This is a genomic window from Agromyces tropicus (assembly GCF_039531345.1).
Taxonomy (GTDB): Bacteria; Actinomycetota; Actinomycetes; order Actinomycetales; family Microbacteriaceae; genus Agromyces; species Agromyces tropicus.
Genome location: NZ_BAAAPW010000007.1, coordinates 91,191 through 117,372, shown reverse-complemented (window position 1 = coordinate 117,372; position 26,182 = coordinate 91,191). Strand labels below are relative to the sequence as shown.

Sequence of the window (26,182 nt, the reverse complement as noted above, 5' to 3'; positions counted from 1 at the left end):
CGGTTACGCGGCGCCCGCGGCCGCCCCGTCGCCGTTCGGCTGCAGGCCGCGCTCGGCGAGGGCGGCGAAGATGCGCCCGGTGACGTCGTCGAGCGTGCCGACGCCGTCGACGCGGACGACGAGGCCGTGCTCGCGGTACACGTCGAGGATCGGGGCGGTCTCGCGCTCGTAGATCGCGAGGCGGTTCGCGATGACCTCCTCGGTGTCATCCGTCCGGCCCTGGTCGATCGCGCGCTGGCGGAGGCGGTCGATCGACTCCTCCTCCGGCACCACGAGCTCGATCACGGCGTCGAGCGACTCGTCGCGGCCCGACAGGAACGCGTCGAGGTCGTCGACCTGGCCGCGGTTGCGGGGGTAGCCGTCGAGCACGAAGCCGCGCGCGGCATCCGCCTGCTCGAGCCGGTCGCGCACGAGCGCGCTGGTGAGCTCGTCGGGAACCAGGTCGCCGGCCTCGATGATGGCCTGCACCTGCTTGCCGAGGTCGGTGCCGCCCTTGACGTTCTCGCGGAAGATGTCGCCGGTGGCCACCTGGGGCACGCCGAACGCCTCGGCGACGAGCACGCCCTGCGTGCCCTTGCCGGAGCCCTGAGGGCCGACGATCAGGAGGCGGGCGGAGGGTGCGTGCGTCATCGGAGGAGTCCTTCGTAGTGGCGCTGCTGGAGCTGGGCGTCGATCTGCTTCACGGTCTCGAGGCCGACGCCGACGATGATCAGGATCGAGGCGCCGCCGAACGGGAAGTTCTGGTTCGCGCCGAACCACGAGAACGCGATGAGCGGCAGCAGCGCGATGAGGCCGAGGTAGATCGAGCCGGGCAGCGTGATGCGCGTGAGCACGTAGTCGAGGTACTCCGCGGTCGGGCGGCCGGCGCGGATGCCGGGGATGAACCCGCCGTACTTCTTCATGTTCTCGGCGACCTCGTCCGGGTTGAACGTGATCGCGACGTAGAAGTACGTGAAGCCCACGATGAGCAGGAAGTACAGCAGCATGTAGAGCGGGTGGTCGCCCTTGGTGAGGTAGTTCGTGATCCAGACGACCCACGGCTGCGGCTCCTCGCCGGCGGCGGGCTGGTTGAACTGGGCGATCAGCGCGGGGAGGTACAGCAGCGACGAGGCGAAGATGACGGGCACGACGCCGGCCATGTTCACCTTGATCGGGATGTACGTGTTGTTGCCGCCGTAGGTGCGGCGGCCGACCATTCGCTTGGCGTACTGGACGGGGATGCGTCGCTGCGACTGCTCGACGAAGACGACCGCGACGACCACGAGGAGCCCGATCCCGAGCACGAGCGCGAAGACGTCGAAGCCGCGCGAGATCGCGATGGCCCAGAGCGAGCCGGGGAAGGTCGCGGCGATCGAGGTGAAGATGAGCAGCGACATGCCGTTGCCGACGCCGCGCTCGGTGACGAGCTCGCCGAGCCACATGATGAGGCCCGTGCCCGCCGTCATGGTGACGACCATGAGCATGATCGCGTACCAGGCGTCGTTCGTGATGAGCTGCGAACAGGCCGGGTCGGAGTTGGCCGGGAACAGCGCGCCCGAGCGGGCCACGGTGATGAGGGTCGTCGACTGGAGGACGCCGAGCGCGATCGTCAGGTAGCGCGTGTACTGCGTGAGGCGCGCCTGGCCCGACTGGCCCTCCTTGTAGAGGGTCTCGAAGTGAGGGATGACCACGCGCAGCAGCTGGACGATGATCGACGCGGTGATGTACGGCATGATGCCGAGCGCGAAGATCGAGAGCTGGAGCAGCGCGCCGCCCGAGAAGAGGTTCACGAGCTCGTAGAGGCCCGACGCACCCTGGTTCGCCGCGAGGCACTGCTGGACGTTGCCGAAGTCCACGAACGGCGCCGGGATGAACGAGCCGAGGCGGAACAGGGCGATGATGCCCAGCGTGAACCCGATCTTCCGGCGAAGGTCGGGGGTGCGGAAGATCCGCCCGATGGCGTTGAACACTCGTCCTCCTGTTACTGACGCCGCAGTCAGTATGAATGCGGCTCGAGCCTGTCGAGACCCCCGTGAATCATACGCGAGGTCCCGACAGGCTCGAATTCCGTGTGTGGCGCAGCGGCGCTACTTGACCGAACCGCCGGCGGCGACGATCTTCTGCTCGGCGGAGCCGGAGACCTTGTCGACCGCCACGTTGAGCTTGACCTGGATGTCGCCGTTGCCGAGCACCTTCACGCGCTCGTTCTTGCGGACGGCACCCTTGGCCACCAGGTCGTCGACGGTGACGTCGCCGCCCTTGGGGTAGAGCTCGGCGAGCTTGTCCAGGTTGACCACCTGGTACTCGACGCGGAACGGGTTCTTGAAGCCGCGGAGCTTCGGCGCACGCATGTGGTACGGAAGCTGGCCGCCCTCGAAGCCGGGGCGCACGGTGTTGCGGGCCTTGGTGCCCTTCGTGCCGCGACCGGCGGTCTTGCCCTTCGAGCCCTCACCGCGACCGACGCGGGTGCGGTCCTTCTTGGCGCCGGGCGCCGGGCGCAGGTGGTGCACCTTGAGGACCGGCTCGCGCACGACGTCCTCGGACGCCTTCTTGGCGGGGGCCTTCTTCGCCGGGGCCTTCTTCGCGGGGGCCTTCTCGGCCTTCGCGTCGTCGGACTCGGCGGCGGCGGCCTTGGCCGGCGCCTTCTTCGCAGCCGCGGCCTTCGCCGGGGCCTTCTTCTCGGCGGCGGGCTTCGCAGCCGCCTTCTTCGCCGGAGCCTTCTTCGGGGTCTCCTCGGCGACGGCGTCCTTCTTCTCGTCAGCCATCAGTCGATCTCCTCAACCTTCACGAGGTGAGCGACCGTGTTGACGTAGCCGCGCACCTGGGGGGTGTCCTCGCGAACGACGCTCTGGCCGATCTTCTTGAGACCGAGGCTGCGCAGCGTGTCGCGCTGGTTCTGCTTCTCGCTCACCTTGGACTTGATCTGGGTCACCTTGAGCTTGGCCATCAGGCACCTGCCTTCGCTGCAGCGGCGGCCTCGGCCGCCTGGGCCTCGGCACGCAGCAGGCGGGCCGGCGCGACCTCGTCGTAGTCGAGGCCACGACGGGCGGCGACGGCGCGCGGCTCCTCGAGCTGCTTCAGCGCCTCGACGGTCGCGTGCACGATGTTGATGGTGTTCGACGAACCGAGCGACTTGCTCAGCACGTCGTGGATGCCCGCGCACTCGAGCACGGCGCGCACCGGACCACCGGCGATGACACCGGTACCGGGGCCGGCCGGGCGCAGGAGCACCACGCCGGCAGCCGCTTCGCCCTGGACGGGGTGCGGGATCGACGAACCGACGCGCGGGACGCGGAAGAAGTTCTTCTTCGCCTCCTCGACGCCCTTCGAGATCGCGGTCGGCACCTCGCGGGCCTTGCCGTAGCCGACGCCGACGAGGCCGTTGCCGTCGCCCACGACGACGAGCGCCGTGAAGCTGAAGCGACGGCCGCCCTTGACGACCTTCGACACGCGGTTGATGGTGACGACCCGCTCGAGGAACTGGCTCTTCTCGGCGTCGCGGTCGCGGCGGTCGCGGCCCTGGCCGCGGTCGCGGCCGCCACGGCGGCCCTCGCGCTCGTTGCGCGGCGGCTCCGAGGAGGCTGCCGTCTCGACGGGTGCCTCAGCGGTGGTCACCTCGGTCTCCTTCTGGTTCTTCTCGCTCACAGGTTCAGCCCTGCCTCTCGCGCTCCGTCGGCGATCGCTGCGACACGACCGGCGTACTTGTTGCCGCCGCGGTCGAACACGACCGTCTCGATGCCCGCCTGCTTGGCGCGCTCGGCGACGAGCTCGCCGACCTTCTTCGCCTTGGCGGTCTTGTCACCCTCGAACGCACGGAGGTCGGCCTCCATGGTCGAGGCGGATGCCACGGTGTGGCCCTTGCTGTCGTCCACGACCTGCACGAAGACGTGGCGGGCCGACCGCGTCACCACGAGGCGGGGACGCTGCTCGGTGCCGACGATCTTCTTGCGAAGCCGGGTGTGGCGGCGCGTACGCGCAGCCGACTTGCTCTTGACGGCCATGATTACTTACCAGCCTTTCCGGCCTTGCGACGCACGACCTCGCCGGCGTAGCGGATGCCCTTGCCCTTGTAGGGCTCGGGCTTCTTGATCTTGCGGATGTTGGCGGCGGTCTCGCCGACGGCCTGCTTGTCGATGCCGGCGACGGTCAGCTTGTTGTTGCCCTCGACCGTCAGCGTGATGCCGGCGGGAGCCTCGACGGTCACCGGGTGCGAGAAGCCGAGCGCGAACTCGACGGCCGAGCCCTTCTGGGCGACGCGGTACCCGGTACCGACGATCTCGAGGCCCTTGGAGTAGCCCTGGGTGACGCCGATGATGTTGTTGGCGATGAGGGTGCGCGTGAGGCCGTGCAGCGAACGCGACTCGCGCTCGTCGTCGGGGCGGGTGACGAGGACCTGGTTGTCCTCGACCTTGACCTCGATGGGCTGGGCCACGGTGAGCGCGAGCTCGCCCTTGGGGCCCTTCACGGTGACGGCGCGGCCGTCGACCTTCACGTCGACCCCGGAGGGGATGTCGATGGGGAGTCGTCCGATTCGTGACATGGATCTACCACACGTAGGCGAGGACTTCCCCACCCACGCCCTTCTTCTCGGCCTGGCGGTCGGTGAGCAGACCGCTGGAAGTGGACAGGATCGCGACGCCGAGGCCGCCGAGCACCTTGGGGATCTCGGTCGACTTCGCGTAGACGCGGAGGCCGGGCTTCGACACGCGCTTGATGCCCGCGATCGAACGCTCGCGGTTGGGGCCGAACTTGAGCTTCAGCGTGAGGGTCTTGCCGACGCGGGCGTCGGTGATCTCGAAGCCGGAGATGTAGCCCTCGGACTCGAGGATCTCGGCGATGTGCCCCTTGAGCTTGGAGTGCGGCATCGACACGGTGTCGTGGTGCGCCGAGTTCGCGTTGCGAAGGCGCGTCAGCATGTCAGCGACCGGGTCGGTCATCGTCATGACTATGGGTTCCTTACGTTCACCAGGTTTCAGGACCCGTTACACGGGGACTGACCTGTGGTGGTGGCCGCACGCGGTTGCGTGCCGCCGATCGTCCCGCCGGCCGGGACCCGGATCCCTCCGGATCCCGGGCCGCGCGGGCACAAACTCGTAGAGTCTACTACGCGTTGTCGTTGGACTTGAACGGGAAGCCGAGCGCCTTGAGGAGCGCGCGACCCTCGTCGTCCGTCTTGGCGGTGGTCACCACGGTGATGTCCATGCCGCGGACGCGGTCGATCTTGTCCTGGTCGATCTCGTGGAACACGGACTGCTCCGTGAGACCGAAGGTGTAGTTGCCGGTGCCGTCGAACTGGCGGTCCGACAGTCCGCGGAAGTCGCGGATGCGGGGCAGCGCCAGCGTGAGCAGGCGGTCGAGGAACTCCCACATGCGGTCGCCGCGCAGCGTCACGTGGGCGCCGATGGGCTGGCCCTCGCGGAGCTTGAACTGGGCGATCGACTTGCGGGCCTTGGTCACCTGCGGCTTCTGGCCGGTGATCTTGGTGAGGTCGGCCACGGCGCCGTCGATGACCTTGCCATCGCGCGCGGCCTCGCCGACACCCATGTTCACGACGATCTTCACGAGACCGGGAACCTGGTGCGGGTTGGCGTAGCCGTTGGCCTCGGTGAGCGCCGAGGTGATCTCGGTCTTGTACTTCTGCTTGAGGCGCGGCTGGATCTTGCCAGCCGGCGCAGCAGTCGCGGTGTCAGTCATCACAGGTCCTTACCTGACTTCTTGGCGTAGCGGACGCGGACCGTCTTCTCGACGCCGTCCTTGGTGACCGTCTCGGTGCGGAAGCCGACGCGGGTCGGCTTCTTCGTCTCCGGGTCGACGATCGCGACGTTCGACACGTGGATCGGGGCCTCGTGGGTCTCGATGCCGCCGGTCTTCGAGCCGCGCTGGGTCTGGCCGACGCGCACGTGCTTGGTGACGTAGTTCACGCCCTCGACCACGACGCGGTTGCTCTCGGTGAGCACCTCGATGACGCGACCCTGCTTGCCGCGGTCTCCGCCGCGGGCCTGGGTGCGGCCCGAGATGACCTCGACGAGGTCGCCCTTCTTGATCTTCGCCATGGTTACAGCACCTCCGGCGCCAGCGAGATGATCTTCATGAACCGCTTGTCGCGCAGCTCCCGGCCGACCGGCCCGAAGATGCGGGTGCCGCGAGGGTCACCGTCGTTCTTGAGGATCACCGCGGCGTTCTCGTCGAACTTGATGTAGGAGCCGTCGGGACGACGGGTCTCCTTCGCGGTGCGGACGATGACGGCCTTGACCACGTCGCCCTTCTTCACGTTGCCACCGGGGATGGCGTCCTTGACCGTGGCGACGATGACGTCGCCCAGGCCCGCGTACCGGCGGTTGGATCCGCCGAGGACGCGGATCGTGAGCAGCTCCTTGGCACCCGTGTTGTCGGCGACCTTGAGCCGGGATTCCTGCTGAATCACTTCGTACTCCTTCTGGGAAGCAAGCCCTGGGGCTTACTTGGCCTTCTCGACGATCTCGACCAGGCGCCAGCGCTTGGTGGCGCTGAGCGGGCGGGTCTCGGAGATCACGACGAGGTCGCCGATGCCGGCGGTGTTCTGCTCGTCGTGCGCCTTGACCTTCGACGTACGGCGGATGACCTTGCCGTACAGCGGGTGCTTCACGCGGTCCTCGACCTCGACGACGATGGTCTTCTCCATCTTGTCGCTGACGACGTAGCCGCGACGGACCTTGCGGTAGCCGCGGACGAGCTCGGCCGTCTCGGCGACCTCGGCCGCAGCCTTCTTGGTCTCAGCCATGATCAGGCCTCCTTCGTCTCGGCCTCGGCCGCCTCATCGGCGGCCTTGGCCTTCTTCGTCTTCTTCGCAGGCGCTGCGGGCGCCTCGACCGGCGCGGGCGTGGCACGGATGCCGAGCTCGCGCTCACGGATGACCGTGTAGATGCGGGCGATGTCGCGCTTCACGGCGCGCAGGCGGCCGTGGCTCTCGAGCTGCCCGGTGGCGGCCTGGAAGCGGAGGTTGAACAGCTCCTCCTTGGCCTTCTTCAGCTCGTCGACGAGACGCTCGTCCTCGAAGGTGTCGAGCTCGGTCACAGCGAGCTCCTTGGAACCGACGGCCATTATGCGTCGCCCTCCTCGCGCTTGATGATGCGTGCCTTGAGGGGCAGCTTGTGGATTGCACGGGTCATGGCCTCGCGAGCGAGCTCCTCGGAGACACCCGAGACCTCGAAGAGGACGCGACCCGGCTTGACGTTGGCGACCCACCACTCGGGCGAACCCTTACCGGAACCCATGCGGGTCTCGGCGGGCTTCTTCGTGAGCGGACGGTCGGGGTAGATGTTGATCCACACCTTGCCGCCGCGCTTGATGTGACGCGTCATGGCGATACGAGCGGACTCGATCTGACGGTTCGTCACGTACGCGGGGCTCAGGGCCTGGATGCCGAACTCACCGAAGGCGACCTTCGTGCCACCGGTGGCCTGGCCGGAGCGGCCGGGGTGGTGCTGCTTGCGGTACTTGACTCGACGGGGAATCAACATGGTTATGCCTCAACTCCTGCTGCGGCCGGCTCCTGCGCGCGCGGCGCACGACGGCGGTCATTGCGCTCACGCGACGGCTTCTGGGCGGCCTGCTCGCGGGCGAGCTCCTTGTTGGTGATGTCGCCCTTGTAGATCCAGACCTTCACGCCGATGCGGCCGAAGGTGGTCTTCGCCTCGTAGAAGCCGTAGTCGATGTTCGCGCGGAGGGTGTGCAGCGGCACGCGGCCCTCGCGGTAGAACTCGGAGCGGCTCATCTCGGCGCCGCCGAGGCGGCCCGACACCTGGATCCGCACGCCCTTGGCGCCGGCGCGCTGCGCGCCCTGCAGGCCCTTGCGCATCGCGCGGCGGAAGGCCACGCGGGCGGAGAGCTGCTCGGCGATGCCCTGCGCGACGAGCTGGGCGTCGGCCTCGGGGTTCTTCACCTCGAGGATGTTGAGCTGGATCTGCTTGCCGGTGAGCTTCTCGAGGTCGGCGCGGATGCGCTCGGCCTCGGCGCCGCGGCGGCCGATCACGATACCCGGGCGCGCCGTGTGGATGTCCACGCGGACGCGGTCGCGGGTGCGCTCGATCTCGATGCGCGAGACACCCGCGCGGTCGAGCGACGTCTGGAGCAGGCGACGGATCTTGACGTCCTCGGCGAGGTAGTCGGCGTAGCGCTGTCCGGGCTTCGTCGAGTCGGAGAACCACCGCGACACGTGGTCGGTGGTGATGCCGAGACGGAAGCCGTACGGGTTGACCTTCTGACCCATTACTTCGTACCCTCCTCGGGCGTGGCGAGCACGACGGTGATGTGGCTCGTTCGCTTGTTGATGCGGAAGGCACGACCCTGCGCGCGCGGCTGGAACCGCTTGAGGGTGGTGCCCTCGTCGACGAATGCGCGCGTGATGTAGAGGTCCTGCTCGTCCAGGTAGGTGTTCGAGGCATCGGCCTTGACGCGAGCGTTCGCGATGGCCGAGGCGACGAGCTTGTACACGGGCTCGCTCGCGCCCTGGGGCGCGAACTTCAGGATGGCCAGGGCCTCCTGAGCCTGCTTGCCGCGGATCAGGTCGACGACGCGGCGAGCCTTCATGGGGGTGACGCGGATGTGTCGCACGCGGGCGATCGACTCCACCATTTCTTCCTCCTTCACACCACCGCGGTCAGCGGCGGCGGCCCTTCTTGTCGTCCTTCACGTGTCCACGGAAGGTGCGGGTGGGCGCGAACTCTCCGAGCTTGTGGCCCACCATGGTCTCGGTGACGAACACCGGGATGTGCTTGCGGCCGTCGTGCACGGCGATCGTGTGGCCGAGCATGGCCGGGACGATCATCGAGCGACGCGACCACGTCTTGATGACGTTCTTGGAACCCGCGTCGTTCTGCGAGGCGACCTTGCGAAGCAGGTGCTCGTCGACGAAGGGGCCCTTCTTGAGGCTGCGAGGCATCTTCTCTTACTCCTACTTGCGCTTCTTGCCGACGGTGCGACGACGGACGATGAGCTTGTCGCTCTCCTTGTTGGGGCGACGGGTACGGCCCTCGGGCTGGCCCCACGGGCTCACCGGGTGACGACCACCGGAGGTCTTGCCCTCACCACCACCGTGCGGGTGGTCGATCGGGTTCATCGCGACACCGCGGACGGTCGGGCGCACGCCCTTCCAGCGCTTGCGGCCGGCCTTGCCCCAGTTGATGTTCGACTGCTCGGCGTTGCCGACCTCGCCGACGGTCGCGCGGCAGCGCGCGTCGACGTTGCGGATCTCGCCCGACGGCAGGCGGAGCTGCGCGTAGGGGCCGTCCTTCGCCACGAGGCGCACCGAGGCACCGGCCGAGCGGGCCATCTTCGCGCCGCCGCCGGGGCGGAGCTCGATGGCGTGCACGACGGTACCGGTCGGGATGTTGCGCAGCGGCAGGTTGTTGCCGGGCTTGATGTCGGCAGCCGGGCCCGACTCCACGAGGTCACCCTGCGACAGCTTGGCCGGGGCCAGGATGTAGCGCTTGGTGCCGTCCGCGAAGTGCAGCAGCGCGATGCGCGCGGTGCGGTTCGGGTCGTACTCGATGTGCGCGACCTTGGCGGGCACGCCGTCCTTGTCGTTGCGACGGAAGTCGATGACGCGGTACTGGCGCTTGTGGCCACCACCGATGTGACGCGTCGTGATGCGGCCCTGGTTGTTGCGGCCACCGGTCTTCGAGAGCGGCTTGAGCAGCGACTTCTCGGGCGTCGAGCGCGTGATCTCAGCGAAGTCGGCGACCGACGAACCGCGACGACCCGGGGTCGTGGGCTTGTACTTGCGAATAGCCATGTTGGGTTACCTCTGCTCCTTAGCCGACAGCCGTGAAGATGTCGATCGAGCCGGACTTGAGGGTGACGATCGCGCGCTTGGTGTCCTTGCGCTTGCCGGTGCCGAAGCGCGTGCGACGCGTCTTGCCCTGACGGTTGAGGGTGTTGATCGAAGCGACCTTGACGTCGAAGATCTTCTCGATGGCGAGCTTGATCTCGGTCTTGTTCGCGCGGGGGTCCACGATGAACGTGTACTTGCCCTCGTCGATCAGGTTGTAGCTCTTCTCCGAGACCACCGGCGCGATGATGATGTCGCGGGGGTCCTTGTTGTGCGCGGCGCTCATGCGGAGACCTCTTCCTTCTTCGCCGACTTCGCGGCGATGAACGCCTCGAGCGCGGCCTTGCTGAAGACGATGTCGTCGGAGACGAGCACGTCGTAGGCGTTCAGCTGGTCGACCGGCAGCGCGTGCACGGTCGGGATGTTGCGCACGACGCGCTCCGAGAGCTCCTCATCGCGGGTGAGCACGACGAGCTGGTGCTTCGACGGGGCGACCGAGGCGAGGAGCGCGACGGCGTCCTTCGTCTTCGGCGTCTCACCGTTGGCGAGCGACTCGACCGCGTGGATGCGGCCGCCGCGAGCGCGGTCGGAGAGGGCGCCGAGCAGGGCCGCGGCGATCATCTTCTTGGGCGTGCGCTGCGAGTAGTCGCGCGGCTGCGGGCCGTGGACGACGCCACCGCCGGTCATGTGCGGCGCGCGGATCGAGCCCTGGCGGGCGCGGCCCGTGCCCTTCTGCTTGAAGGGCTTGCGGCCGGCGCCGGAGACCTCGCCGCGCGTCTTGGTCTTGTGCGTGCCCTGGCGAGCGGCGGCGAGCTGGGCGACGACGACCTGGTGGATGAGCGGGACGTTGGTCTGCACGTCGAAGAGCTCGGCGGGCAGCTCGATCGAACCGGACTTCTTGCCGGTGACGTCGAGGACGTCGATGGTGTTGGCGGTAGCCATGGACTACGCCCCCTTCACAGCGTTGCGGACGAACACGAGACGGCCGCGCGCACCGGGGACGGCGCCCTTGACGAGCAGCAGGCCCTTCTCGGCGTCGACCGCGTGCACGCGGAGGTTGAGGACGGTGACGCGCTCGCCACCCATGCGACCGGCCATGCGCATGCCCTTGAACACGCGGCTCGGGGTCGACGAGGCGCCGATCGAACCGGGCTTGCGGTGGTTGCGGTGCGCACCGTGCGAGGCGGAGACGCCCTGGAAGTTGTGGCGCTTCATGACACCGGCGAAGCCCTTGCCCTTCGACGTGCCGACGACGTCGACCAGCTGGCCGGCCTCGAAGGTGCCGTCGACGGTGAGCTCCTGGCCGAGCGCGTAGTCCGCGGCGTCGGCGGTGCGCACCTCGGTGACGTGCCGGCGCGGCGTGACGCCGGCGGCGTCGAAGTGGCCGGTGAGCGGCTTGGTGACCTTGCGGGGGTCGATGGCGCCCGCGGCGATCTGGATGGCGGTGTAGCCGTCCTTCTCGGGGGTGCGGAGCTGGGTGACCACGTTGGGGGCGATCTCGATGACGGTGACCGGGATGAGCTTGTTGTTCTCGTCCCACACCTGGGTCATGCCGAGCTTGGTGCCGAGCAGGCCCTTCACGTTCTTGGCAGTGGTGGACATGTCGTACCTCAGAGCTTGATCTCGATGTTGACGTCGGCCGGGAGGTCGAGTCGCATGAGCGAGTCGACGGCCTTGGGCGTCGGGTCCACGATGTCGATCAGGCGCTTGTGGGTGCGCATCTCGAAGTGCTCGCGGCTGTCCTTGTACTTGTGGGGCGAACGGATGACGCACACCACGTTCTTCTCCGTCGGAAGCGGCACGGGGCCGACGACCGTGGCGCCCGCGCGGGTCACCGTGTCGACGATCTTGCGCGCCGAGGTGTCGATGACCTCGTGGTCGTACGACTTCAGTCGAATGCGGATCTTCTGTCCCGCCATTGCTGACTCTCTCTCTGTCAAGGCGTCTTACCCCTTCCGAGGGCATCGGACGCCGCGTAGTCGCTTCGTGTGAAGCACCACTGTTCTTCTGTCAAAGGCCGGTGATCGAGCCTGTCGAAACCACCCCGCGGTGCGGTGACCTCGACACGCTCGACCTTCGAGCCCCGACCGACCCCCGCGCTCGGGCGTGTCGCACTCGCGAAAACGGGCATGGTCCTCTGCACGCAGGCACGGGCCATGCTCGAATCTGGGGTGTCGGTTGTCGTGTCCTGCTGCCCGCGGCCTAGCCTGACCCGTGGTGCTCCGTGGAGCTCCGGTGGCTATGCACTGCCTGGCAGTGATCCGATCGGCGCGCAGCAGGGCGCGCCGTTCGAAATGTTGAACTCAATGAGTTTGCCATACCGGGCCGCATCCGTGCAACCCGGGCGTGTCGCGCGCGACGGGCTCACCGGATCCTCCCAGTCAAGCGGATGCCGGGACCCCTGCGACCATGGTGGAATCATTGCATCGACCAGCTGGGAGGACTCGATGACGGAGCACGCGCACGCGGTCGGCGAGCGGATCGCACGGGGCAGCGTCTCGGTGACGAGGACCGGCGCCCGGACCTACGAGGGCCTCAACGAGCGCGGCTCGACCGTCCTCATCGGCCCGGTCGACGCGCCCGGCCACTTCACGCCCGGCGAGCTGTTCAAGCTCGCCCTCGCCGGCTGCGCCGGCATGAGCGCGGACTCCGTCGCCGCCCGTCGACTCGGCGACGACGTCGCGATCACGGTGTGGGCGCACGGGTCGTCCAAGGACGGCAACCGCTACCGCGAGATCGACGAGGAGATCGTGATCGACCTCTCCTCGCTCGAGCCCGACGAGCGCGAGAAGCTCGCCGCGATCATGGCCCGCGCGATCGAGAAGGCGTGCACCGTGGCGCGCAGCGTCGACGGCGCGGTCGACCTGCACACGACGGTCGACGGCATCGAGATCTGAGCCGATCACTCCCCCGTGCGGGCCGGGCGTTCGCAGGCCTCGGCGCCGAGCGCGTCCGGACCGACGATCCCGGCGGTGACGACCAGCGCGGCGACCGTGGCGACCCCGCCGAGCAGCAGGGCCGGCCGCGGCCGACGCCGGCCGACGCCGAACCGCGCCGGGTCCTCGACCCAGCGCTTCGACGCCGCGGCGACGGCGAACGACGCCGCGACCAGCAGGACCATGAGCCACGGCGGGCTCGGCACGCCCGTGAGGTACGGCGCGAACATGAAGATCGGCCAGTGCCAGAGGTAGAGCGAGTACGAGATGTCGCCCGTCCACTGCGCCGCGCGGAGCCCGGTCAGCCGCGCCGGCGACATCCGTCCCTCGGGCATGCCCGCCCAGATGACGGCGAGCGTGCCGAGCACCGGGACGAGCACGACGACGCCAGGGAAGAACTCGGGTGAGGCGAACGCGAGGATCGGCACGGCGATGAGCGCGAGCCCGAGCCAGCCGATCGCGGATCGCAGTCGGTCCCGTCCGGCGGCGACCGCCGGCGCCAGGATGGCGAGGATGCCGCCGACGCCGAACTCCCACGTCCGCGTGAAGGTCGAGAAGTAGGCGAGGTTGTGGTCCTGCGTCGTGAGCACGACGCTGTGGGCGAACGAGGCGACGCTCGCGGCGCCCAGCACGACGAGCAGGGCCCGGCGCGGGTCGCGCGCGCGCCGGGCGGCGAACCAGGTCGCCGCGATGATCAGCAGCGGCCAGCCGAGGTAGAACTGCTCCTCGACCGAGAGCGACCAGAAGTGCTGCACCGGCGTCGAGGCGAGGTCGTCGCGTGCCGGGTCCTGCGAGTCGGCCGCGAGGAGCCAGTTCTCGAAGTAGAGCGCGCTGGCCACCACCTCTCGCAGCCACGACCGCCACTCGAACCGCGGCACGACCGCGAACGTCATCACGGTCACCGCGACGAGCACCGCCATCGCGGCGGGCAGGATGCGCCGTGCCCGGCGGAGGTAGAAGTCCCGGAGCGAGATCCGCCCCGTGCGCTCGGTCTCCCGCAGCAGCAGTCCGGTGATGAGGAAGCCCGACACGACGAAGAAGACGTCGACGCCCATGTACCCGGCCGGGGCGACGGCCGGCCACCCGTGGTGGAGCACCACCGCGCACACCGCGATGGCGCGGAGTGCCTGCACCTCCGGCCGCACGGCGGTGCGGGCTCTGAACGACGGGGGAACCATTCGCCCAAGGCTAACCCGAGGTCTCCTCGGGCGGCATGCCCTCCCGGCATCTGGACCCGAACGGACACGTGTGGTACGCGCGTCGCGCCGGGACGGCACGAGGGGCCGGGCCCGAAGGCCCGACCCCTCTCAGGTCGCGATCGCGAAGATTACTTGAGGATCTTCGTGACGGTACCGGCGCCGACCGTGCGGCCACCCTCGCGGATGGCGAAGCCGAGGCCCTCCTCCATGGCGATCGGCTGGATGAGCTCGACCGTCATGTCGGTGGTGTCGCCGGGCATGACCATCTCGGTGCCCTCGGGCAGCGTGATGACGCCGGTGACGTCGGTGGTGCGGAAGTAGAACTGCGGACGGTAGTTCGCGTAGAACGGGTTGTGGCGGCCACCCTCGTCCTTGGACAGGATGTACGCGGTGCCCTCGAACTCCGTGTGCGGGGTGACCGAGCCGGGGGCCACGACGACCTGGCCGCGCTCGACGTCCTCGCGCTTGGTGCCGCGGAGCAGGAGACCGCAGTTCTCGCCGGCCCAGGCCTCGTCGAGCTGCTTGTGGAACATCTCGATGCCCGTGACGGTGGTCTTCTGCGTCGGGCGGATGCCGACGATCTCGACCTCGGAGTTGATCTTCAGCGTGCCGCGCTCGGCGCGACCCGTCACGACCGTGCCACGGCCGGTGATGGTGAAGACGTCCTCGATCGGCATGAGGAACGGCTTGTCCTTGTCGCGCACCGGGTCCGGGATGGACTCGTCGACGGCGTCCATGAGGTCGAGGACCGACTGGGTCCACTGGGCGTCGCCCTCGAGCGCCTTGAGGCCCGAGACGCGGATGACCGGAGCGTCGTCGCCGGGGAAGCCCTGCGACGAGAGCAGCTCGCGGACCTCGAGCTCGACGAGCTCCAGGATCTCCTCGTCGTCGACCATGTCGGCCTTGTTCAGCGCGACGAGCAGGTAGGGCACGCCGACCTGCTTGGCGAGCAGCACGTGCTCACGCGTCTGGGCCATCGGGCCGTCGGTCGCCGCGACCACGAGGATCGCGCCGTCCATCTGGGCGGCACCGGTGATCATGTTCTTGATGTAGTCGGCGTGACCCGGGGCGTCGACGTGCGCGTAGTGGCGCTTCGGCGTCTCGTACTCGACGTGCGAGATGTTGATCGTGATGCCGCGCTGGCGCTCCTCGGGAGCCGAGTCGATCGACGCGAAGTCGCGCGAGACGTTGACGTCCGACGGGTACTTGTCGGCGAGCACCTTCGAGATCGCCGCGGTGAGCGTCGTCTTGCCGTGGTCGACGTGACCGATCGTACCGATGTTGACGTGCGGCTTGGTCCGCTCGAACTTGGCCTTAGCCACTGTGGGTCCTCCTCAGGACTCGTGTAGCAGCACCGGGCGCCGGATTGCGACCGGTGAGCTACGGGGGGTTGTGTTGTTATGTTACGCGAACCTGTCGGTCCGTGCGTTCGGGCGCTACTCGCCCTTGTTCTTCTGGACGATCTCCTCGGCAACGGCCTTCGGGACCTCCGCATAGCTCTCGAACTCCATCGAGTACACCGCGCGGCCCGAGGTCTTCGACCGCAGGTCGCCGATGTAGCCGAACATCTCCGAGAGCGGGACGTGCGCACGCACGACCTTCACGCCGGCAGCGTCCTCCATGGACTGGATCTGGCCGCGGCGCGAGTTCAGGTCGCCGATGACGTCGCCCATGTACTCCTCCGGAGTACGGACCTCGACGGACATCAGCGGCTCGAGCAGGACGGGGTTCGCCTTCCGAGCGGCCTCCTTGAAGCCCATCGAACCGGCGATCTTGAACGCCATCTCCGAGGAGTCGACGTCGTGGGCCTGGCCGTCCATGAGGGTCGCCTTGACGCCGACCATCGGGAAGCCGGCCAGGATGCCGACCTGCATGGCGTCCTGGAAGCCCGCGTCCACCGAGGGGATGTACTCGCGCGGGACGCGGCCACCAGTGACGGCGTTCACGAACTCGTACGTCTTGTCGCCCTCGACCTCGAGCGGCTCGACCTTGAACTGGATCTTCGCGAACTGGCCCGAGCCACCCGTCTGCTTCTTGTGGGTGTAGTCGTGGCGCTCCACCGCACGGCGGATGGTCTCGCGGTACGCGACCTGGGGCTTGCCGACGTTCGCCTCGACCTTGAACTCGCGCTTCATGCGGTCCACGAGGATGTCGAGGTGCAGCTCGCCCATGCCCTTGATGACCGTCTGGCCGGTCTCCGGGTTGAGCTCGGTGCGGAAGGTCGGGTCCTCCTCGGCGAGCTTCTGGATCGCGGTGCCCAGCTTCTCCTGGTCGGCCTTCGTCTTCGGCTCGATCGCGACCTCGATCACGGGGTCCGGGAAGGTCATCGACTCGAGCACGACCTGGTTGTCCGGGTCGCACAGGGTGTCGCCGGTGGTCGTGTCCTTGAGGCCGATGACCGCGTAGATGTTGCCCGCGGTCACCGAGTCGACCGGGTTCTCCTTGTTGGCGTGCATCTGGAAGATCTTCCCGATGCGCTCCTTCTTGCCCTTGGTCGAGTTGATGACCTGGGCGCCGGAGTCGAGCTTGCCCGAGTACACGCGCACGTAGGTGAGGCGACCGAAGAACGGGTGCACCGCGACCTTGAACGCGAGCGCCGAGAACGGCTCGGTCGCGTCGGCGTGGCGCTCGATGATCTTCTCCTCGTCGCGCACGTCGTGGCCCTGCACGGGCGGCACGTCGAGCGGCGACGGCAGGTAGTCGATCACGGCGTCGAGCATCGGCTGGACGCCGCGGTTCTTGAACGCCGAACCGCAGAGGACCGGGTAGACCTCGGAGTTGGTCGTGAGCTTGCGGATCGCGCCCTTGATCTCGTCCTCGGTGAGCTCCTCGCCGCCGAAGTACTTCTCGAGCAGCGCGTCGTCGGTCTCGGCGACGGTCTCGAGCAGCTGCTGGCGGTACTCGTCGGCCTTCTCCTTGAGGTCGGCCGGGATCTCCTGGATCTCGTACTTCGCACCCATGGTCACGTCGCCCTTGGCGTCGCCGGGCCACACGAGGGCGCGCATGTAGACGAGGTCGATGACGCCGACGAAGTCGTTCTCGGCGCCGATCGGCAGCTGCAGCACGAGCGGCTTGGCGCCGAGGCGGCTGACGATGGTGTCGACCGTGAAGTAGAAGTCCGCACCGAGCTTGTCCATCTTGTTGACGAAGCAGATGCGCGGGACGTTGTACTTGTCGGCCTGGCGCCAGACGGTCTCGGACTGGGGCTCGACGCCCTCCTTGCCGTCGAACACGGCGACCGCGCCGTCGAGCACGCGCAGCGAGCGCTCCACCTCGACGGTGAAGTCGACGTGGCCGGGCGTGTCGATGATGTTGATCTGGTTCTTGTTCCAGAAGCAGGTCACGGCGGCCGACGTGATCGTGATGCCGCGCTCCTTCTCCTGCTCCATCCAGTCGGTCGTGGACGCGCCGTCGTGCGTCTCGCCGATCTTGTGGTTGACGCCCGTGTAGAACAGGATGCGCTCGGTGGTGGTGGTCTTGCCGGCATCGATGTGCGCCATGATGCCGATGTTGCGGACCTTGCTCAGGTCGGTGAGCACGTCAAGTGCCACGGGGTTCCTCCGAATGGTCGGGAAGGTGAGAGGTGGGGGTGAGCGGATGCCGCGGGGCGTCCGCGAGCGCGTGGCCCGCGGCATCCGCTCGGCCCGCTACCAGCGGTAGTGGGCGAAGGCGCGGTTCGACTCGGCCATCTTGTGGGTGTCCTCGCGGCGCTTGACCGCGGCACCCAGGCCGTTCGAGGCGTCGAGGATCTCGTTGGTGAGACGCTCGGTCATGGTCTTCTCACGGCGGGCCTTCGCGTAGCTCGTGAGCCAGCGGAGCGCGAGCGTGTTCGCGCGGTGCGGCTTCACCTCGACGGGGACCTGGTAGGTCGAGCCGCCGACGCGTCGCGAGCGGACCTCGAGCGTGGGGCGCACGTTGTCGAGCGCCTTCTTGAGGACCGCGACGGCGTCCTGGCCGGACTTGTTCGCGACGTTCTCGAGCGCCTCGTAGACGATGCGCTGCGCGAGGTCCTTCTTGCCGTCGATGAGGATCTTGTTGACGAGCTGGCTGACGACCGGCGAACCGTAGACCGGGTCGGCGACGACGGGGCGCTTGGGAGCGGGACCCTTGCGAGGCATTACTTCTTCTCCATCTTCGCGCCGTAGCGGCTACGAGCCTGCTTGCGGTTCTTCACGGCCTGCGTGTCGAGCGCGCCGCGGATGATCTTGTAGCGCACACCCGGGAGGTCCTTCACACGACCGCCGCGGACGAGCACCATCGAGTGCTCCTGCAGGTTGTGGCCCTCGCCGGGGATGTAGGCGGTCACCTCGGTGCCGTTCGAGAGCTTCACGCGGGCGACCTTGCGGAGCGCCGAGTTCGGCTTCTTCGGGGTGGTGGTGTACACACGCGTGCACACGCCGCGCTGCTGGGGGTTGGCCTTCAGGGCGGGCGCCTTGGTCTTCGTGACCTTGGGCGAGCGACCCTTGCGGACCAACTGCTGAATGGTTGGCACTGCTTCTCCTCGTTGTGCTGCACGGTGACAGCGGTTGATGGATTTCACATCACGACCCACCGGCACCGCCGAGCGGCGCTGCCTTTCAGTGGTGGGTATGCCGTGGGGGCGGTCCGGCCGTGCGGCCGGCGCCCTGGTGTGCGCCCTGTGAGAACCCGTTCCGTCACCGCGTCTCCCGTGGGATCCGCAGGCACGGCACGAGCGCGCGGCAACGCGCACACCCGATCAATGGTAATCCGGCGTCACGATGCGGTCAAATGATCGCGCACGCCCTCGGCGAACGCTCAGCCCGGCCAGCCCGGCGCGTCGAGCTCCCGGTCGAGGTCGGCGAGCAGTTCGGCGACCTGCGGCTCGACGAGGCGCTCGACCGCGTTCGCGATCCGCTGCCGATGCCGGGCGAGCTCGGCGCAGATGCGCCGGCCGAGCTGCTTCGCGAAGTCGTCGGCGAGGCGCACCTCCTCGCGGAGCGCCTCCTTCTCCTCGGGGGTGAACGGGCGGGGCGCGGGCTCGGCGGTCTCGGCCGCGGCATCCGCCTCGAGGCCCTGCAGGGTGAACAGGAACGGCTCGCCCGGCGTCGGGTCCGGGTCGAGCTCGAGCCCGCGGTACTCCGGGTCGAGGCCCTCCCCCGCCCGGTACGGGCGGCGCGCCTTGCGCTCCTCGGCCAGCCGGATCTCGCGGTGCAGCATGGGCAGGTTGCGTGCGGTGTAGTCGTCGACGGCGACGTCGATGATGCCCTTCATGCGCATCGAGAACGCGTGCTGCACGGGATGCGGCACGTCGACGTCGAGTCCGGCCGCGGCGAGGATCGGCGAGCCGAAGCAGCGCGTGCACAGCCGGACGCGACCGCGGTGCGTCCCCGGTCGCCACCGCGGCAGCCAGGCGAGCCAGCGGTCGACCTCGTGGCTCACGCGGGCCTCGACCGATCCCTCCACGGGCTTCACCCTACTGCGGGCCGCGATCCGCGCCCACGATCCGGGGAACGGATGTCGCCGGCGCGACCGCGCCGCTCACTCGTCGTCGCGCTCCCACGGCCAGCGCGGCCGTTCCACGCCGCCGCGCTCGGCCCGGGTGGTGACCGCGGCGAGCAACGCGACGAGGGCCGCCGAGACGGGCACCATCGCGCCGAAGCCGACCGTCATGAACCCGAGTGCGAACAGCAGTGCCGCCAGCAGGGTGCCCGTCGCGGCCGCGTACGCGACCGTCGCCGCGAGCACGCCCGAGCCCCAGGTGACGATGATCGCGAGCCCGGCGAGGCTCCACGGCCGCAGGCCCCGGCTCATGCCGAAGCCGAGCAGCAGGAGCAGCGCGCCCGTCGACACCCCCACCGCGATCGGGCCGACGAGGCGGCCGGCCGCCGGGTCGGAGATCGGCTCGAGGTCGGCGAGCAGGCTCACGAATCCGAAGGCCGCGACGACCAGCGCGAGCTGCAGCGCGGCCGCGAACCCCGCCACGGCCCACGCGGAGGTCGAGTTCGACGCCATTCCCCGAGCCTACGCCGCACCGTCCGCGCGGGGGCGGCGCGGACGACGGACGGCGAGGCGGGACCGTCGTGGTCCCGCCCCGCCGTGCGTGTCGGGTGCGGTTCGCGGGTCAGCGGCCGGCGAGCTGCTGGTCGAGGTCCTGGATCGCCTGCATCATGCCGCGCAGCGCCTCGCCCATCTCGCCGATGCCGTCGACCGCGTTCTTCAGGCCGGTCGTGAGCTCCTCGTAGCCCTGGCCGAACCGGCCCGAGGCGTGCTGGGTCCTGAAGTCGTTGCCGAGGAGGTTGTCGACGGAGCCCTTGAGCTGGTCGAGCTGGGACTGGATGTCGTCGCGCGCGTCCGAGAGCCTGCTCGCCATCGCTTCCATCTCGCCGTAGGAGGCGCCGAAGTCTGCGGCCATGATGAGTCCTTCCGTGTTCGGGAACCGCACCCGTCCGGGCCGGCCGTGTCCCACCCTAGGAGCCGGCATCGGGCGGGTGAATGGGGAGCACTCCCCACGGGGGCCGGCCCGGCTCAGGACGGCCGCCGGTCCGGCTCAGGCGTGGGGCAGCTGCACGAGCGAGACCCGGCCGTTCTGCACGAAGAAGCCGCGGCCCTCCGGGAAGTCGGCGCGCCGCACCTTGGGGAAGGGCGTCTTGAACACCGAGTCCCCGTCGTAGGCGTCGGGCTTCAGCGCCACCCCGCGGCGCCCGGCCTTGAAGTCGCCGACGAAGCCGAACCCGCTCGAGAGGTTCGCGACGTCCGCGTCGCCGACGAGGAAGTGGTCGCTGCGGTTCACCGCCTGGAAGAGCTCCTTGAGCGCGCGCTCCGCGTCGGAGTCGGCGAACTGGGTGACGTTCTCGACCGCGATCAGGTATCGGCCCGGAACGCTCGGGTCGCCGATCACGTCGACGAGCTCGCGGGCGAGCGCCTTCACGTCGTCGACCGAGGTCGCGCTGCGCATCCAGTCCGCATGGTCCGTGAGAGCGGCGCGACGGCCGGCCATGTGGAAGAGGCGCACGTCCGGGTCGTGGCGCCGCACGGCGTCGATCACCGCGCGCATCGCGTTCGTCTTGCCGCTCTGCGGCGGCCCCGTGATCGCGAACGTGCCGACCGGCTCGAAGCCGATCGGGGCGAGCGTGTCGTCGGCGAGGCCGAGCGCCGGCTCGCCGAGGATCTCGGTCGGCAGCTCGTGCGCGGGGAAGGACGCGGGCAGCGAGCGGATCGGGGCGACCTCGTCGACCCCGGCCGCGCGGAGCCGTTCGGCGAGGGCCGTGAGCGCGGTCGACTGCGCCGCGACGTTCGCCGTGCCGCCGAGCACGGCGACCTGGGTCTCGAACCCGTCGACGATCGCCCGGCCCGGCGCCGACCGGTCGTCGAGCACGTCCTTCGGCACGCCGAGCACCTGGTACCCGCCCTCGTCCGACAGCCGCAGCACGATCCGCTTGGTGACGTTCGCGCTCACGGCCGTCGGCACGGCGCCGGACCGGTCCGCCGTCGCGACGACGTGCACGCCGAGCGGCCGTCCCTCGGCGAGCGCGCGCATGACCACCTGGTAGTACGGCATCCGCACGGTCGTCGAGTCCCAGTCCGCCTTGAACTGGGCGAAGCCGTCGACGAGCAGGAGCACGCGGGGCTCGCGGATGCCGGTGAGCTCGCGGTACTCGGTGAGGCTCGCCGCATCGGCGGCGCTGAAGGCCCGGCCGCGCCGGTCGAGGAGCTCGTCGAGCGTGCGGAGGAGGCGCTGCACGCGCTCGGGATCGTCGCCGCCGATGACGGACCCGACGTGCGGCAGCCCCTCGAGCGAGCGCAGCGCACCCGATCCGAAGTCGAGGGCGTGCACCTCGGCGCCGCCGGCCTCCGGTCGCATGCCGATCGAGGCCGCGAGCGTCCGCAGCAGCGTGGACTTGCCGGAGCCGCTCGTGCCGTAGACGAGCATCGCGCCGTCGCGGTCGGGCACGAACGCCATCGGCGCCTGCTGCTGCCGCTCGGGGATGTCGGCGAGGCCGAACACGACCTCGCCGTCGCCGCGCGCCGGCAGGTCCTCGATCGCGACGGTCGTCGCGAGGTCGTCGAGCCACGGCCGACGCGGCGCGGGGACGCCCGCGGCGCCCGCGGCGCGGATGAACGTGGCGACCATCCGCTTCTGGTCGTTCGGGCCCGGGTCGCCCGCGTGCACGTCGTCGTCCGCGACGCCGTCGCGCTCCCAGGTGGTCGTCGAGCCGAACCGGAGCTCGGCGAGCCGCACGTCGGCGGCCTCGGGCTCGTCGCTCGTCCACCCGCCCGCGTACGCCGACTGGAACGGCACCAGCCTGCCCGGCCCGGTCTTCGCGATGCCCCGGCCCGGGATGCCGGGGTCGAAGCCCGCCGCCACGGCGTCGCCGACGACGTCGCGGGAGTCGGACTCGTCGGCCATGCGCAGCGCGACGCGCAGGTTCGTGTTCGCGCGCAGGTTGTCCTTGATGACGCCGGCCGGGCGCTGGGTGGCCATGATGAGGTGGATGCCGAGCGAACGGCCGCGCTGCGCGATGTCGACGACCCCGTCGACGAACTCGGGCACGTCGCCGGCCAGGGCCGCGAACTCGTCGATCACGATCACGAGCGCCGGCGGCGTCTCCGGGTCCCGGCGCTTCTCGAGCTCGAGCAGGTCCTTCGCCTTCTTGCGGTTGAAGAGGTGCTCGCGGTGGTGCAGCTCGGCACGGAGGCTCGTCAGCGCCCGGCGCACGAGGTGCGGGCTGAGGTCGGTGACGAGGCCGACGCAGTGGGGCAGGTCGACGCAGTCGGCGAACGCCGAGCCGCCCTTGTAGTCGACGAAGAGGAAGGTCACCCGGTCGGGGCTGTACTCGGCCGCCATCCCGAGCACCCATGCCTGCAGGAACTCCGACTTGCCGGCGCCGGTCGTGCCGCCGACGAGCGCGTGCGGCCCCTGGCTGCGCAGGTCGAGGGTCATGGCGTCCGGACTCCCCTGCCCGACGAAGGCCTTCAGCGTGCCCGCGCGCTTCAGCCGCGGCAGCTTCGCGCCCGAGCGATCGACGATCGAGGCGTTCTGCCGCCAGCGTTCCACGACCGCGTCGGCGTCGTGGGCGCGCTCCGGGCCGATGAGCGACAGCATCGAGACGCTCCGCGGCAGGTCGCTCGCATCCTCGACGACCGTGCTGGCGTCGACGACGGGGGCGAGGCGGCGCGCGAAGACCTCGGCGTAGCGCAGGGAGACGCCCTCGACGGCGACGTCGCGGTACTCGATGCCCGAGCGGACGACGCCCACGCGCGCGTGCTCGAGCCCGTCGGAGACGTCCACGAAGGTCCGGCAGGCGGCGGGCAGCGAGGCCACCGTCGGCCCGACGAACACGGCGTGGATGCCGACTTCGGCGCCGCGCTCGATCAGCTGCACGAGCCGCGGGCGGTCGACGGGGGCGTCCGCCGAGACCACGAGCACCATCGCGGAGTCGGGCCGCGGCTCCTCGCGCACCCCGCCCGGGCTGCCGATGCGCGAACCCCGCGACATCGCGCCGTCCTCGTCGGCGAGCGGTCCCCGTCGCACCGGTGCCGTCGCGAGCCGCTGCAGGATGAGCTCCTCGAGGCCGTTGAGGAGGGCGGCGCCGGCCGACGCGCTGTCCGCGAGCGGGGCGCCCGCGACGGGATTCCGCTCGCTCGAGGCGTGCGGCAACCACTTCAGCCAGTCCAGCTCGCGGCTCCAGGCCGGGTCGACGATCGCCGCCGCGACGACGTCGTTCGGGGCGTGCAGCCCGAACAGCTGCACGGCGAGGCCTCGCAGCGCGTCCGCGGCCAGGTGCACCGGGCCGGCGACGCCGAGCGCGCCCGAGCTCGGCAGCAGCTCCATCACGGGCACGTCGTCGAGCTCGCGGTACCGCTCGCGGAGCCGCTCGACCTGCCTCGCGTAGGTCGGGATTCCGGGCAGGGCGCCCTCGGACTCCCGGATCGAGTCGCGGCTGCGCGCCCGCCCGACCCCGAGGCGCGCGGCGAGGAAGTTCCAGTGCTCGGGGCGCCGGGTCCACAGCATGGGGCCGAGCCGCATCGCCTGCTCGTACACCGTCGCCACCGGGGGCGTCTCGTCGTGCCGGCGCTCGCGCTCGACGTGCCGGCCCTGTTCGAGCGTCGCCTCGAGGTCCTCCAGCTGCACCTCGAACGTCTCGATCTCGCGCTGCAGCTTCCTCCCGCTGCCCATCCGCTGGCCGAGGTGGTTGCCGAGGAGCATGACCGGCGTGAGCACGACGATGAGCAGGGACGCGGGGCGGAGGGTGATGGCGTAGATGCCGAGGCCCATCAGGATCGGCGAGACGATCATGGGCCACGGGAAGAGCCGCGGGGTCTCCTCGCTCGGGACCCGCGGCTCCGGGTGCGCGGTGCCCGGGTAGCGCGCCTCGACGCGCGGCGAGCGGTTGAACAGCAGTGCGCCGCCGCGCTCGAGCACCGGGTCGACCGCGGCGTCCGTGCCCTCGACCGGGGTGAACGACACGACCGTGTCGCCGATCGTGACGCGCAGGCCCGGGTGCGCGCGGACGCGCGCGACCTCGCCGCCGTCGACGAGCAGCCCGTTGGCGGAGTTGAGGTCGACGAGCTCGACGGCCTGGTCGACCTCGACGCGGGCGTGGCGCTTCGACACGAGGGGGTCGCCGAGCACGACGTCGGCGTCCGCGGCACGTCCGATGACGCCGTGGCCGCGTCGCAGCGGGAACTCCCGGCCGGCGTCCGGGCCGGAGTGCACGTGCATGATGGCGACGGGCGCGTCTCCCGCGGCGGTGCGGGACGACGGCGACACGACGGCGGCGTTGAAGCCCGATCCGATCGGGGCGTCGGCGGCCAGGGTGCCGGGGTCGAGCACCACCGGCTCGGACGACGTGGGCGGCGCGACGGCGAGCGTCAGGGGGCCCGGGTGCGCGGGGAGGTGCGCCGCCGCGGGGTCCGTGTCGGCGATCGCCCGTGCCACGTCGCCCACGGTCGCGGTCGCGTCGGCGGTCACGACGACGTCGACGCCCGGTCCGGACTGCCGACGCAGCCCCAGCTTCAGCCTCACGCGCGGGCCTCCTCGACGCGGAACTCCAGCCCGCCCAGGCGGACGGCGGCGCCGGCCGGGACGGCGTGCGGCACGCCCGGCTCGAGCTCGCGTTCGACGCCCGCCGCATCGACGATCGCCGTGCCGTTGCGCGACCAGCGGTCGGTGACGCGGATGCCGTCAGGGCCGACCTCGACGGCCGCATGCGTCTTCGACAGGCCCATCGTGCCGTCGGCGAGCGGAAGCAGGGCGACGTCGCCGCGGTCGGCATCGGCGGATGCGGGGCTGCGCCCGAGCAGGACGAGGCCGGATGCCGCGTACCGCGCGCCGTCGGCGAAGACGAGCGTCGCGGCGCGGCGCGCGACCGGCGCGGGCGTGGGAGGCGCGGGAGGCGCCGCGGGCGGTGAAGCGATCGGCGGCGGCGTCCAGGCGCCGGCCGCGGGAGCGGCCGCGGCCGCGGTCGACGCGGGTGCCGCGACGACGCCCGAGCTGGACCGGGCGGCGGGGATGAACGTGCGGTCGTCGACCCCGCGGTCGGTCGCGAGCGAGGGCAGCGGCGCCCGATCCGCCGCGGGCGACGCGTCGAGCGCGCGCCGGGCGTGGCGGAGCGCCTTCGCGTCGAACGGGTCGAGCCCGCGACGCGCGTCGACGACCCAGCAGCGCCCGATGCGGTCGAGCCAGCTCCGACCGCGCGACTCGGGATCCCACAGGCCGGACGCGAAGCAGACCGCCGGGCCGACGGCCGGCAGCACGGCCTGGGCCGACCAGAGCACCAGCGCCCGGAGCACGACCCGCCGGAAGCCGGGCCGCGCGAAGGTCGCGACCTGCACCGAGCGGAGGCCGAACGACGCCTTGCCGATCGTGACCCCGCGACGGCCGTGCAGTGCGAGCTGGACGATCCCGAGGACGGCGAGCAGGAGCTGGCCGGCCACGGCGAGCACGAGCGGCGCGACGAGCGCCGCGGCATCCGCCTCGCCGGTCGTGCCCGGGTCGAGCGCGGCACGGGCGACCAGCACCCACCCGACGAGGGCCGGCACGGCCACGATGGCCCACACCGCGGCGTCGACCGCGAAGGCCGCCGAACGGCGACCGGTCGGTGCGGGGACCAGTCCGAGGGCGCTCGCGAAGGCGGGGTCCGGCCGCCCGTCCGCGCCGGTGCCGGGGACCGGGTCGGCGGGCTCCATGGTGATGCTCAACAGCGCTCCTCGGGGGTGCAGGGTCAGGGAGCCACCCAAGCAGGCCGGGTGCGCCACGTCGATGGGCAGCACTCACCATCCGGCGCGCCCGGCATCGA

General features: G+C 70.2%; 33 protein-coding genes. 1 reads left to right on the top strand and 32 read right to left on the bottom strand.

The window, feature by feature from the left end; all coding sequences use genetic code 11:
• Positions 1-3: 3 nt before the first annotated feature.
• The 22 genes from ABD230_RS17840 to rpsJ form a co-directional block, all read right to left on the bottom strand.
• On the bottom strand, positions 4-630 hold the full coding sequence (locus tag ABD230_RS17840; RefSeq protein ID WP_344378099.1) for an adenylate kinase: 627 nt from the start codon (positions 628-630) through the stop codon (positions 4-6).
• Positions 627-1,949: a preprotein translocase subunit SecY gene (secY, locus tag ABD230_RS17835; protein WP_344378096.1), complete on the bottom strand. Its 1,323-nt coding sequence runs from the start codon at positions 1,947-1,949 to the stop codon at positions 627-629. The genes ABD230_RS17840 and secY overlap by 4 nt, the downstream gene beginning before the upstream one ends.
• Before the next feature lie 117 nt (positions 1,950-2,066).
• Positions 2,067-2,744: a 50S ribosomal protein L15 gene (gene rplO / locus ABD230_RS17830; RefSeq protein WP_344378092.1), complete on the bottom strand. Its 678-nt coding sequence runs from the start codon at positions 2,742-2,744 to the stop codon at positions 2,067-2,069.
• Positions 2,744-2,926, bottom strand: coding sequence for a 50S ribosomal protein L30 (gene rpmD, locus ABD230_RS17825; protein WP_344378089.1), 183 nt, complete (start codon positions 2,924-2,926; stop codon positions 2,744-2,746). The genes rplO and rpmD overlap by 1 nt, the downstream gene beginning before the upstream one ends.
• Positions 2,926-3,624 (bottom strand): 30S ribosomal protein S5, encoded by a 699-nt coding sequence (gene rpsE / locus ABD230_RS17820; RefSeq protein ID WP_425546259.1) that lies wholly within the window; start codon positions 3,622-3,624, stop codon positions 2,926-2,928. The genes rpmD and rpsE overlap by 1 nt, the downstream gene beginning before the upstream one ends.
• Positions 3,621-3,980 (bottom strand): 50S ribosomal protein L18, encoded by a 360-nt coding sequence (gene rplR / locus ABD230_RS17815; RefSeq protein ID WP_344378086.1) that lies wholly within the window; start codon positions 3,978-3,980, stop codon positions 3,621-3,623. The genes rpsE and rplR overlap by 4 nt, the downstream gene beginning before the upstream one ends.
• Before the next feature lie 2 nt (positions 3,981-3,982).
• On the bottom strand, positions 3,983-4,519 hold the full coding sequence (gene rplF, locus ABD230_RS17810) for a 50S ribosomal protein L6 (protein ID WP_344378083.1): 537 nt from the start codon (positions 4,517-4,519) through the stop codon (positions 3,983-3,985).
• Positions 4,520-4,523: 4 nt separating this feature from the next.
• Entirely contained in the window at positions 4,524-4,922 is a 399-nt protein-coding gene (rpsH, locus tag ABD230_RS17805; RefSeq protein ID WP_344378081.1) for a 30S ribosomal protein S8, read from the bottom strand.
• 160 nt (positions 4,923-5,082) lie between these two features.
• Positions 5,083-5,673 (bottom strand): 50S ribosomal protein L5, encoded by a 591-nt coding sequence (gene rplE / locus ABD230_RS17800; RefSeq protein ID WP_344378078.1) that lies wholly within the window; start codon positions 5,671-5,673, stop codon positions 5,083-5,085.
• Positions 5,673-6,032 carry a 50S ribosomal protein L24 gene (gene rplX, locus ABD230_RS17795; protein WP_344378075.1) on the bottom strand — a complete coding sequence of 120 codons (360 nt, stop codon included), beginning with the start codon at positions 6,030-6,032 and terminating at the stop codon, positions 5,673-5,675. The genes rplE and rplX overlap by 1 nt, the downstream gene beginning before the upstream one ends.
• A 2-nt stretch (positions 6,033-6,034) precedes the next feature.
• Positions 6,035-6,403, bottom strand: a complete 369-nt coding sequence (gene rplN, locus ABD230_RS17790; RefSeq protein ID WP_344378072.1) for a 50S ribosomal protein L14 — start codon at positions 6,401-6,403, stop codon at positions 6,035-6,037.
• A gap of 33 nt (positions 6,404-6,436) precedes the next feature.
• Positions 6,437-6,739: a 30S ribosomal protein S17 gene (gene rpsQ, locus ABD230_RS17785; RefSeq protein ID WP_344378069.1), complete on the bottom strand. Its 303-nt coding sequence runs from the start codon at positions 6,737-6,739 to the stop codon at positions 6,437-6,439.
• Between the two features lie 2 nt (positions 6,740-6,741).
• Positions 6,742-7,059 (bottom strand): 50S ribosomal protein L29, encoded by a 318-nt coding sequence (gene rpmC, locus ABD230_RS17780; protein WP_344378065.1) that lies wholly within the window; start codon positions 7,057-7,059, stop codon positions 6,742-6,744.
• Complete coding sequence (gene rplP / locus ABD230_RS17775) at positions 7,059-7,478, bottom strand: 50S ribosomal protein L16 (RefSeq protein ID WP_344378061.1); 420 nt, start codon at positions 7,476-7,478, stop codon at positions 7,059-7,061. The genes rpmC and rplP overlap by 1 nt, the downstream gene beginning before the upstream one ends.
• Before the next feature lie 2 nt (positions 7,479-7,480).
• Positions 7,481-8,227, bottom strand: coding sequence for a 30S ribosomal protein S3 (rpsC, locus tag ABD230_RS17770; protein WP_234659715.1), 747 nt, complete (start codon positions 8,225-8,227; stop codon positions 7,481-7,483).
• A complete protein-coding gene (rplV, locus tag ABD230_RS17765; RefSeq protein ID WP_344378055.1) occupies positions 8,227-8,592 on the bottom strand; it encodes a 50S ribosomal protein L22 in 366 nt (121 codons plus the stop codon). Before rplV ends, rpsC begins: the two co-directional genes overlap by 1 nt.
• A 25-nt stretch (positions 8,593-8,617) precedes the next feature.
• Positions 8,618-8,899 carry a 30S ribosomal protein S19 gene (gene rpsS, locus ABD230_RS17760; RefSeq protein ID WP_129233333.1) on the bottom strand — a complete coding sequence of 94 codons (282 nt, stop codon included), beginning with the start codon at positions 8,897-8,899 and terminating at the stop codon, positions 8,618-8,620.
• Between the two features lie 12 nt (positions 8,900-8,911).
• A complete protein-coding gene (rplB, locus tag ABD230_RS17755; RefSeq protein ID WP_344378050.1) occupies positions 8,912-9,751 on the bottom strand; it encodes a 50S ribosomal protein L2 in 840 nt (279 codons plus the stop codon).
• A gap of 19 nt (positions 9,752-9,770) precedes the next feature.
• Positions 9,771-10,073 (bottom strand): 50S ribosomal protein L23, encoded by a 303-nt coding sequence (gene rplW, locus ABD230_RS17750; protein WP_344378048.1) that lies wholly within the window; start codon positions 10,071-10,073, stop codon positions 9,771-9,773.
• A complete protein-coding gene (gene rplD / locus ABD230_RS17745) occupies positions 10,070-10,729 on the bottom strand; it encodes a 50S ribosomal protein L4 (protein ID WP_344378046.1) in 660 nt (219 codons plus the stop codon). Before rplD ends, rplW begins: the two co-directional genes overlap by 4 nt.
• 3 nt (positions 10,730-10,732) lie before the next feature.
• Positions 10,733-11,389 carry a 50S ribosomal protein L3 gene (gene rplC / locus ABD230_RS17740; RefSeq protein WP_344378044.1) on the bottom strand — a complete coding sequence of 219 codons (657 nt, stop codon included), beginning with the start codon at positions 11,387-11,389 and terminating at the stop codon, positions 10,733-10,735.
• 8 nt (positions 11,390-11,397) lie between these two features.
• Positions 11,398-11,706 (bottom strand): 30S ribosomal protein S10, encoded by a 309-nt coding sequence (gene rpsJ, locus ABD230_RS17735; RefSeq protein WP_017201594.1) that lies wholly within the window; start codon positions 11,704-11,706, stop codon positions 11,398-11,400.
• Between the two features lie 528 nt (positions 11,707-12,234).
• Here rpsJ and ABD230_RS17730 point away from each other — a divergent pair.
• On the top strand, positions 12,235-12,684 hold the full coding sequence (locus ABD230_RS17730; protein ID WP_344378040.1) for an OsmC family protein: 450 nt from the start codon (positions 12,235-12,237) through the stop codon (positions 12,682-12,684).
• Between the two features lie 5 nt (positions 12,685-12,689).
• On the opposite strand, the gene ABD230_RS17725 is transcribed toward ABD230_RS17730, so the two are convergent.
• The 10 genes from ABD230_RS17725 to ABD230_RS17680 all read right to left on the bottom strand — a co-directional run bounded on the left by ABD230_RS17725 (position 12,690) and on the right by ABD230_RS17680 (position 26,084).
• Positions 12,690-13,901, bottom strand: coding sequence for an acyltransferase family protein (locus ABD230_RS17725; protein ID WP_344378037.1), 1,212 nt, complete (start codon positions 13,899-13,901; stop codon positions 12,690-12,692).
• A gap of 149 nt (positions 13,902-14,050) precedes the next feature.
• Complete coding sequence (tuf, locus tag ABD230_RS17720) at positions 14,051-15,244, bottom strand: elongation factor Tu (RefSeq protein ID WP_344378034.1); 1,194 nt, start codon at positions 15,242-15,244, stop codon at positions 14,051-14,053.
• Between the two features lie 114 nt (positions 15,245-15,358).
• Complete coding sequence (gene fusA, locus ABD230_RS17715; RefSeq protein WP_344378031.1) at positions 15,359-17,473, bottom strand: elongation factor G; 2,115 nt, start codon at positions 17,471-17,473, stop codon at positions 15,359-15,361.
• Between the two features lie 96 nt (positions 17,474-17,569).
• On the bottom strand, positions 17,570-18,040 hold the full coding sequence (rpsG, locus tag ABD230_RS17710; protein WP_121477586.1) for a 30S ribosomal protein S7: 471 nt from the start codon (positions 18,038-18,040) through the stop codon (positions 17,570-17,572).
• Entirely contained in the window at positions 18,040-18,414 is a 375-nt protein-coding gene (gene rpsL / locus ABD230_RS17705; protein ID WP_022889720.1) for a 30S ribosomal protein S12, read from the bottom strand. The genes rpsG and rpsL overlap by 1 nt, the downstream gene beginning before the upstream one ends.
• A gap of 284 nt (positions 18,415-18,698) precedes the next feature.
• A complete protein-coding gene (locus ABD230_RS17700; protein WP_344378024.1) occupies positions 18,699-19,346 on the bottom strand; it encodes a spermidine/putrescine ABC transporter substrate-binding protein in 648 nt (215 codons plus the stop codon).
• Between the two features lie 75 nt (positions 19,347-19,421).
• Positions 19,422-19,895 (bottom strand): hypothetical protein, encoded by a 474-nt coding sequence (locus ABD230_RS17695; RefSeq protein WP_344378021.1) that lies wholly within the window; start codon positions 19,893-19,895, stop codon positions 19,422-19,424.
• A gap of 109 nt (positions 19,896-20,004) precedes the next feature.
• Positions 20,005-20,295: a WXG100 family type VII secretion target gene (locus ABD230_RS17690; RefSeq protein WP_344378019.1), complete on the bottom strand. Its 291-nt coding sequence runs from the start codon at positions 20,293-20,295 to the stop codon at positions 20,005-20,007.
• 135 nt (positions 20,296-20,430) lie between these two features.
• The gene (locus ABD230_RS17685; protein WP_344378015.1) at positions 20,431-24,909 is read right to left on the bottom strand and encodes a type VII secretion EssC family protein; all 4,479 of its coding nucleotides are present in this window, start codon (positions 24,907-24,909) and stop codon (positions 20,431-20,433) included.
• The gene (locus ABD230_RS17680; RefSeq protein WP_344378013.1) at positions 24,906-26,084 is read right to left on the bottom strand and encodes an RDD family protein; all 1,179 of its coding nucleotides are present in this window, start codon (positions 26,082-26,084) and stop codon (positions 24,906-24,908) included. The genes ABD230_RS17685 and ABD230_RS17680 overlap by 4 nt, the downstream gene beginning before the upstream one ends.
• Between the last annotated feature and the right edge of the window lie 98 nt (positions 26,085-26,182).

Bases quoted from the DNA above. Each gene is read 5' to 3' on its own strand.
- rpsS (WP_129233333.1), bottom strand. From the start codon at position 8,899: ATGCCTCGCAGCCTCAAGAAGGGCCCCTTCGTCGACGAGCACCTGCTT.
- rpmC (WP_344378065.1), bottom strand. From the start codon at position 7,059: ATGGCCGTCGGTTCCAAGGAGCTCGCTGTGACCGAGCTCGACACCTTC.
- rplV (WP_344378055.1), bottom strand. From the start codon at position 8,592: ATGGTGGAGTCGATCGCCCGCGTGCGACACATCCGCGTCACCCCCATG.
- ABD230_RS17730 (WP_344378040.1), top strand. From the start codon at position 12,235: ATGACGGAGCACGCGCACGCGGTCGGCGAGCGGATCGCACGGGGCAGC.
- rpsJ (WP_017201594.1), bottom strand. From the start codon at position 11,706: ATGGCGGGACAGAAGATCCGCATTCGACTGAAGTCGTACGACCACGAG.
- rpsQ (WP_344378069.1), bottom strand. From the start codon at position 6,739: ATGGCTGAGACCAAGAAGGCTGCGGCCGAGGTCGCCGAGACGGCCGAG.
- rplF (WP_344378083.1), bottom strand. From the start codon at position 4,519: ATGTCACGAATCGGACGACTCCCCATCGACATCCCCTCCGGGGTCGAC.
- rpsG (WP_121477586.1), bottom strand. From the start codon at position 18,040: ATGCCTCGCAAGGGTCCCGCTCCCAAGCGCCCCGTCGTCGCCGACCCG.
- rplC (WP_344378044.1), bottom strand. From the start codon at position 11,389: ATGTCCACCACTGCCAAGAACGTGAAGGGCCTGCTCGGCACCAAGCTC.
- rplW (WP_344378048.1), bottom strand. From the start codon at position 10,073: ATGAGCGCCGCGCACAACAAGGACCCCCGCGACATCATCATCGCGCCG.
- rplD (WP_344378046.1), bottom strand. From the start codon at position 10,729: ATGGCTACCGCCAACACCATCGACGTCCTCGACGTCACCGGCAAGAAG.
- rplR (WP_344378086.1), bottom strand. From the start codon at position 3,980: ATGGCCGTCAAGAGCAAGTCGGCTGCGCGTACGCGCCGCCACACCCGG.
- rpmD (WP_344378089.1), bottom strand. From the start codon at position 2,926: ATGGCCAAGCTCAAGGTGACCCAGATCAAGTCCAAGGTGAGCGAGAAG.
- rpsH (WP_344378081.1), bottom strand. From the start codon at position 4,922: ATGACGATGACCGACCCGGTCGCTGACATGCTGACGCGCCTTCGCAAC.
- rpsC (WP_234659715.1), bottom strand. From the start codon at position 8,227: ATGGGTCAGAAGGTCAACCCGTACGGCTTCCGTCTCGGCATCACCACC.
- ABD230_RS17725 (WP_344378037.1), bottom strand. From the start codon at position 13,901: ATGGTTCCCCCGTCGTTCAGAGCCCGCACCGCCGTGCGGCCGGAGGTG.
- rplO (WP_344378092.1), bottom strand. From the start codon at position 2,744: ATGGCTGACGAGAAGAAGGACGCCGTCGCCGAGGAGACCCCGAAGAAG.
- rplX (WP_344378075.1), bottom strand. From the start codon at position 6,032: ATGGCGAAGATCAAGAAGGGCGACCTCGTCGAGGTCATCTCGGGCCGC.
- ABD230_RS17695 (WP_344378021.1), bottom strand. From the start codon at position 19,895: ATGGCGTCGAACTCGACCTCCGCGTGGGCCGTGGCGGGGTTCGCGGCC.
- rplE (WP_344378078.1), bottom strand. From the start codon at position 5,673: ATGACTGACACCGCGACTGCTGCGCCGGCTGGCAAGATCCAGCCGCGC.
- rplB (WP_344378050.1), bottom strand. From the start codon at position 9,751: ATGGCTATTCGCAAGTACAAGCCCACGACCCCGGGTCGTCGCGGTTCG.
- ABD230_RS17840 (WP_344378099.1), bottom strand. From the start codon at position 630: ATGACGCACGCACCCTCCGCCCGCCTCCTGATCGTCGGCCCTCAGGGC.
- ABD230_RS17690 (WP_344378019.1), bottom strand. From the start codon at position 20,295: ATGGCCGCAGACTTCGGCGCCTCCTACGGCGAGATGGAAGCGATGGCG.
- rplP (WP_344378061.1), bottom strand. From the start codon at position 7,478: ATGTTGATTCCCCGTCGAGTCAAGTACCGCAAGCAGCACCACCCCGGC.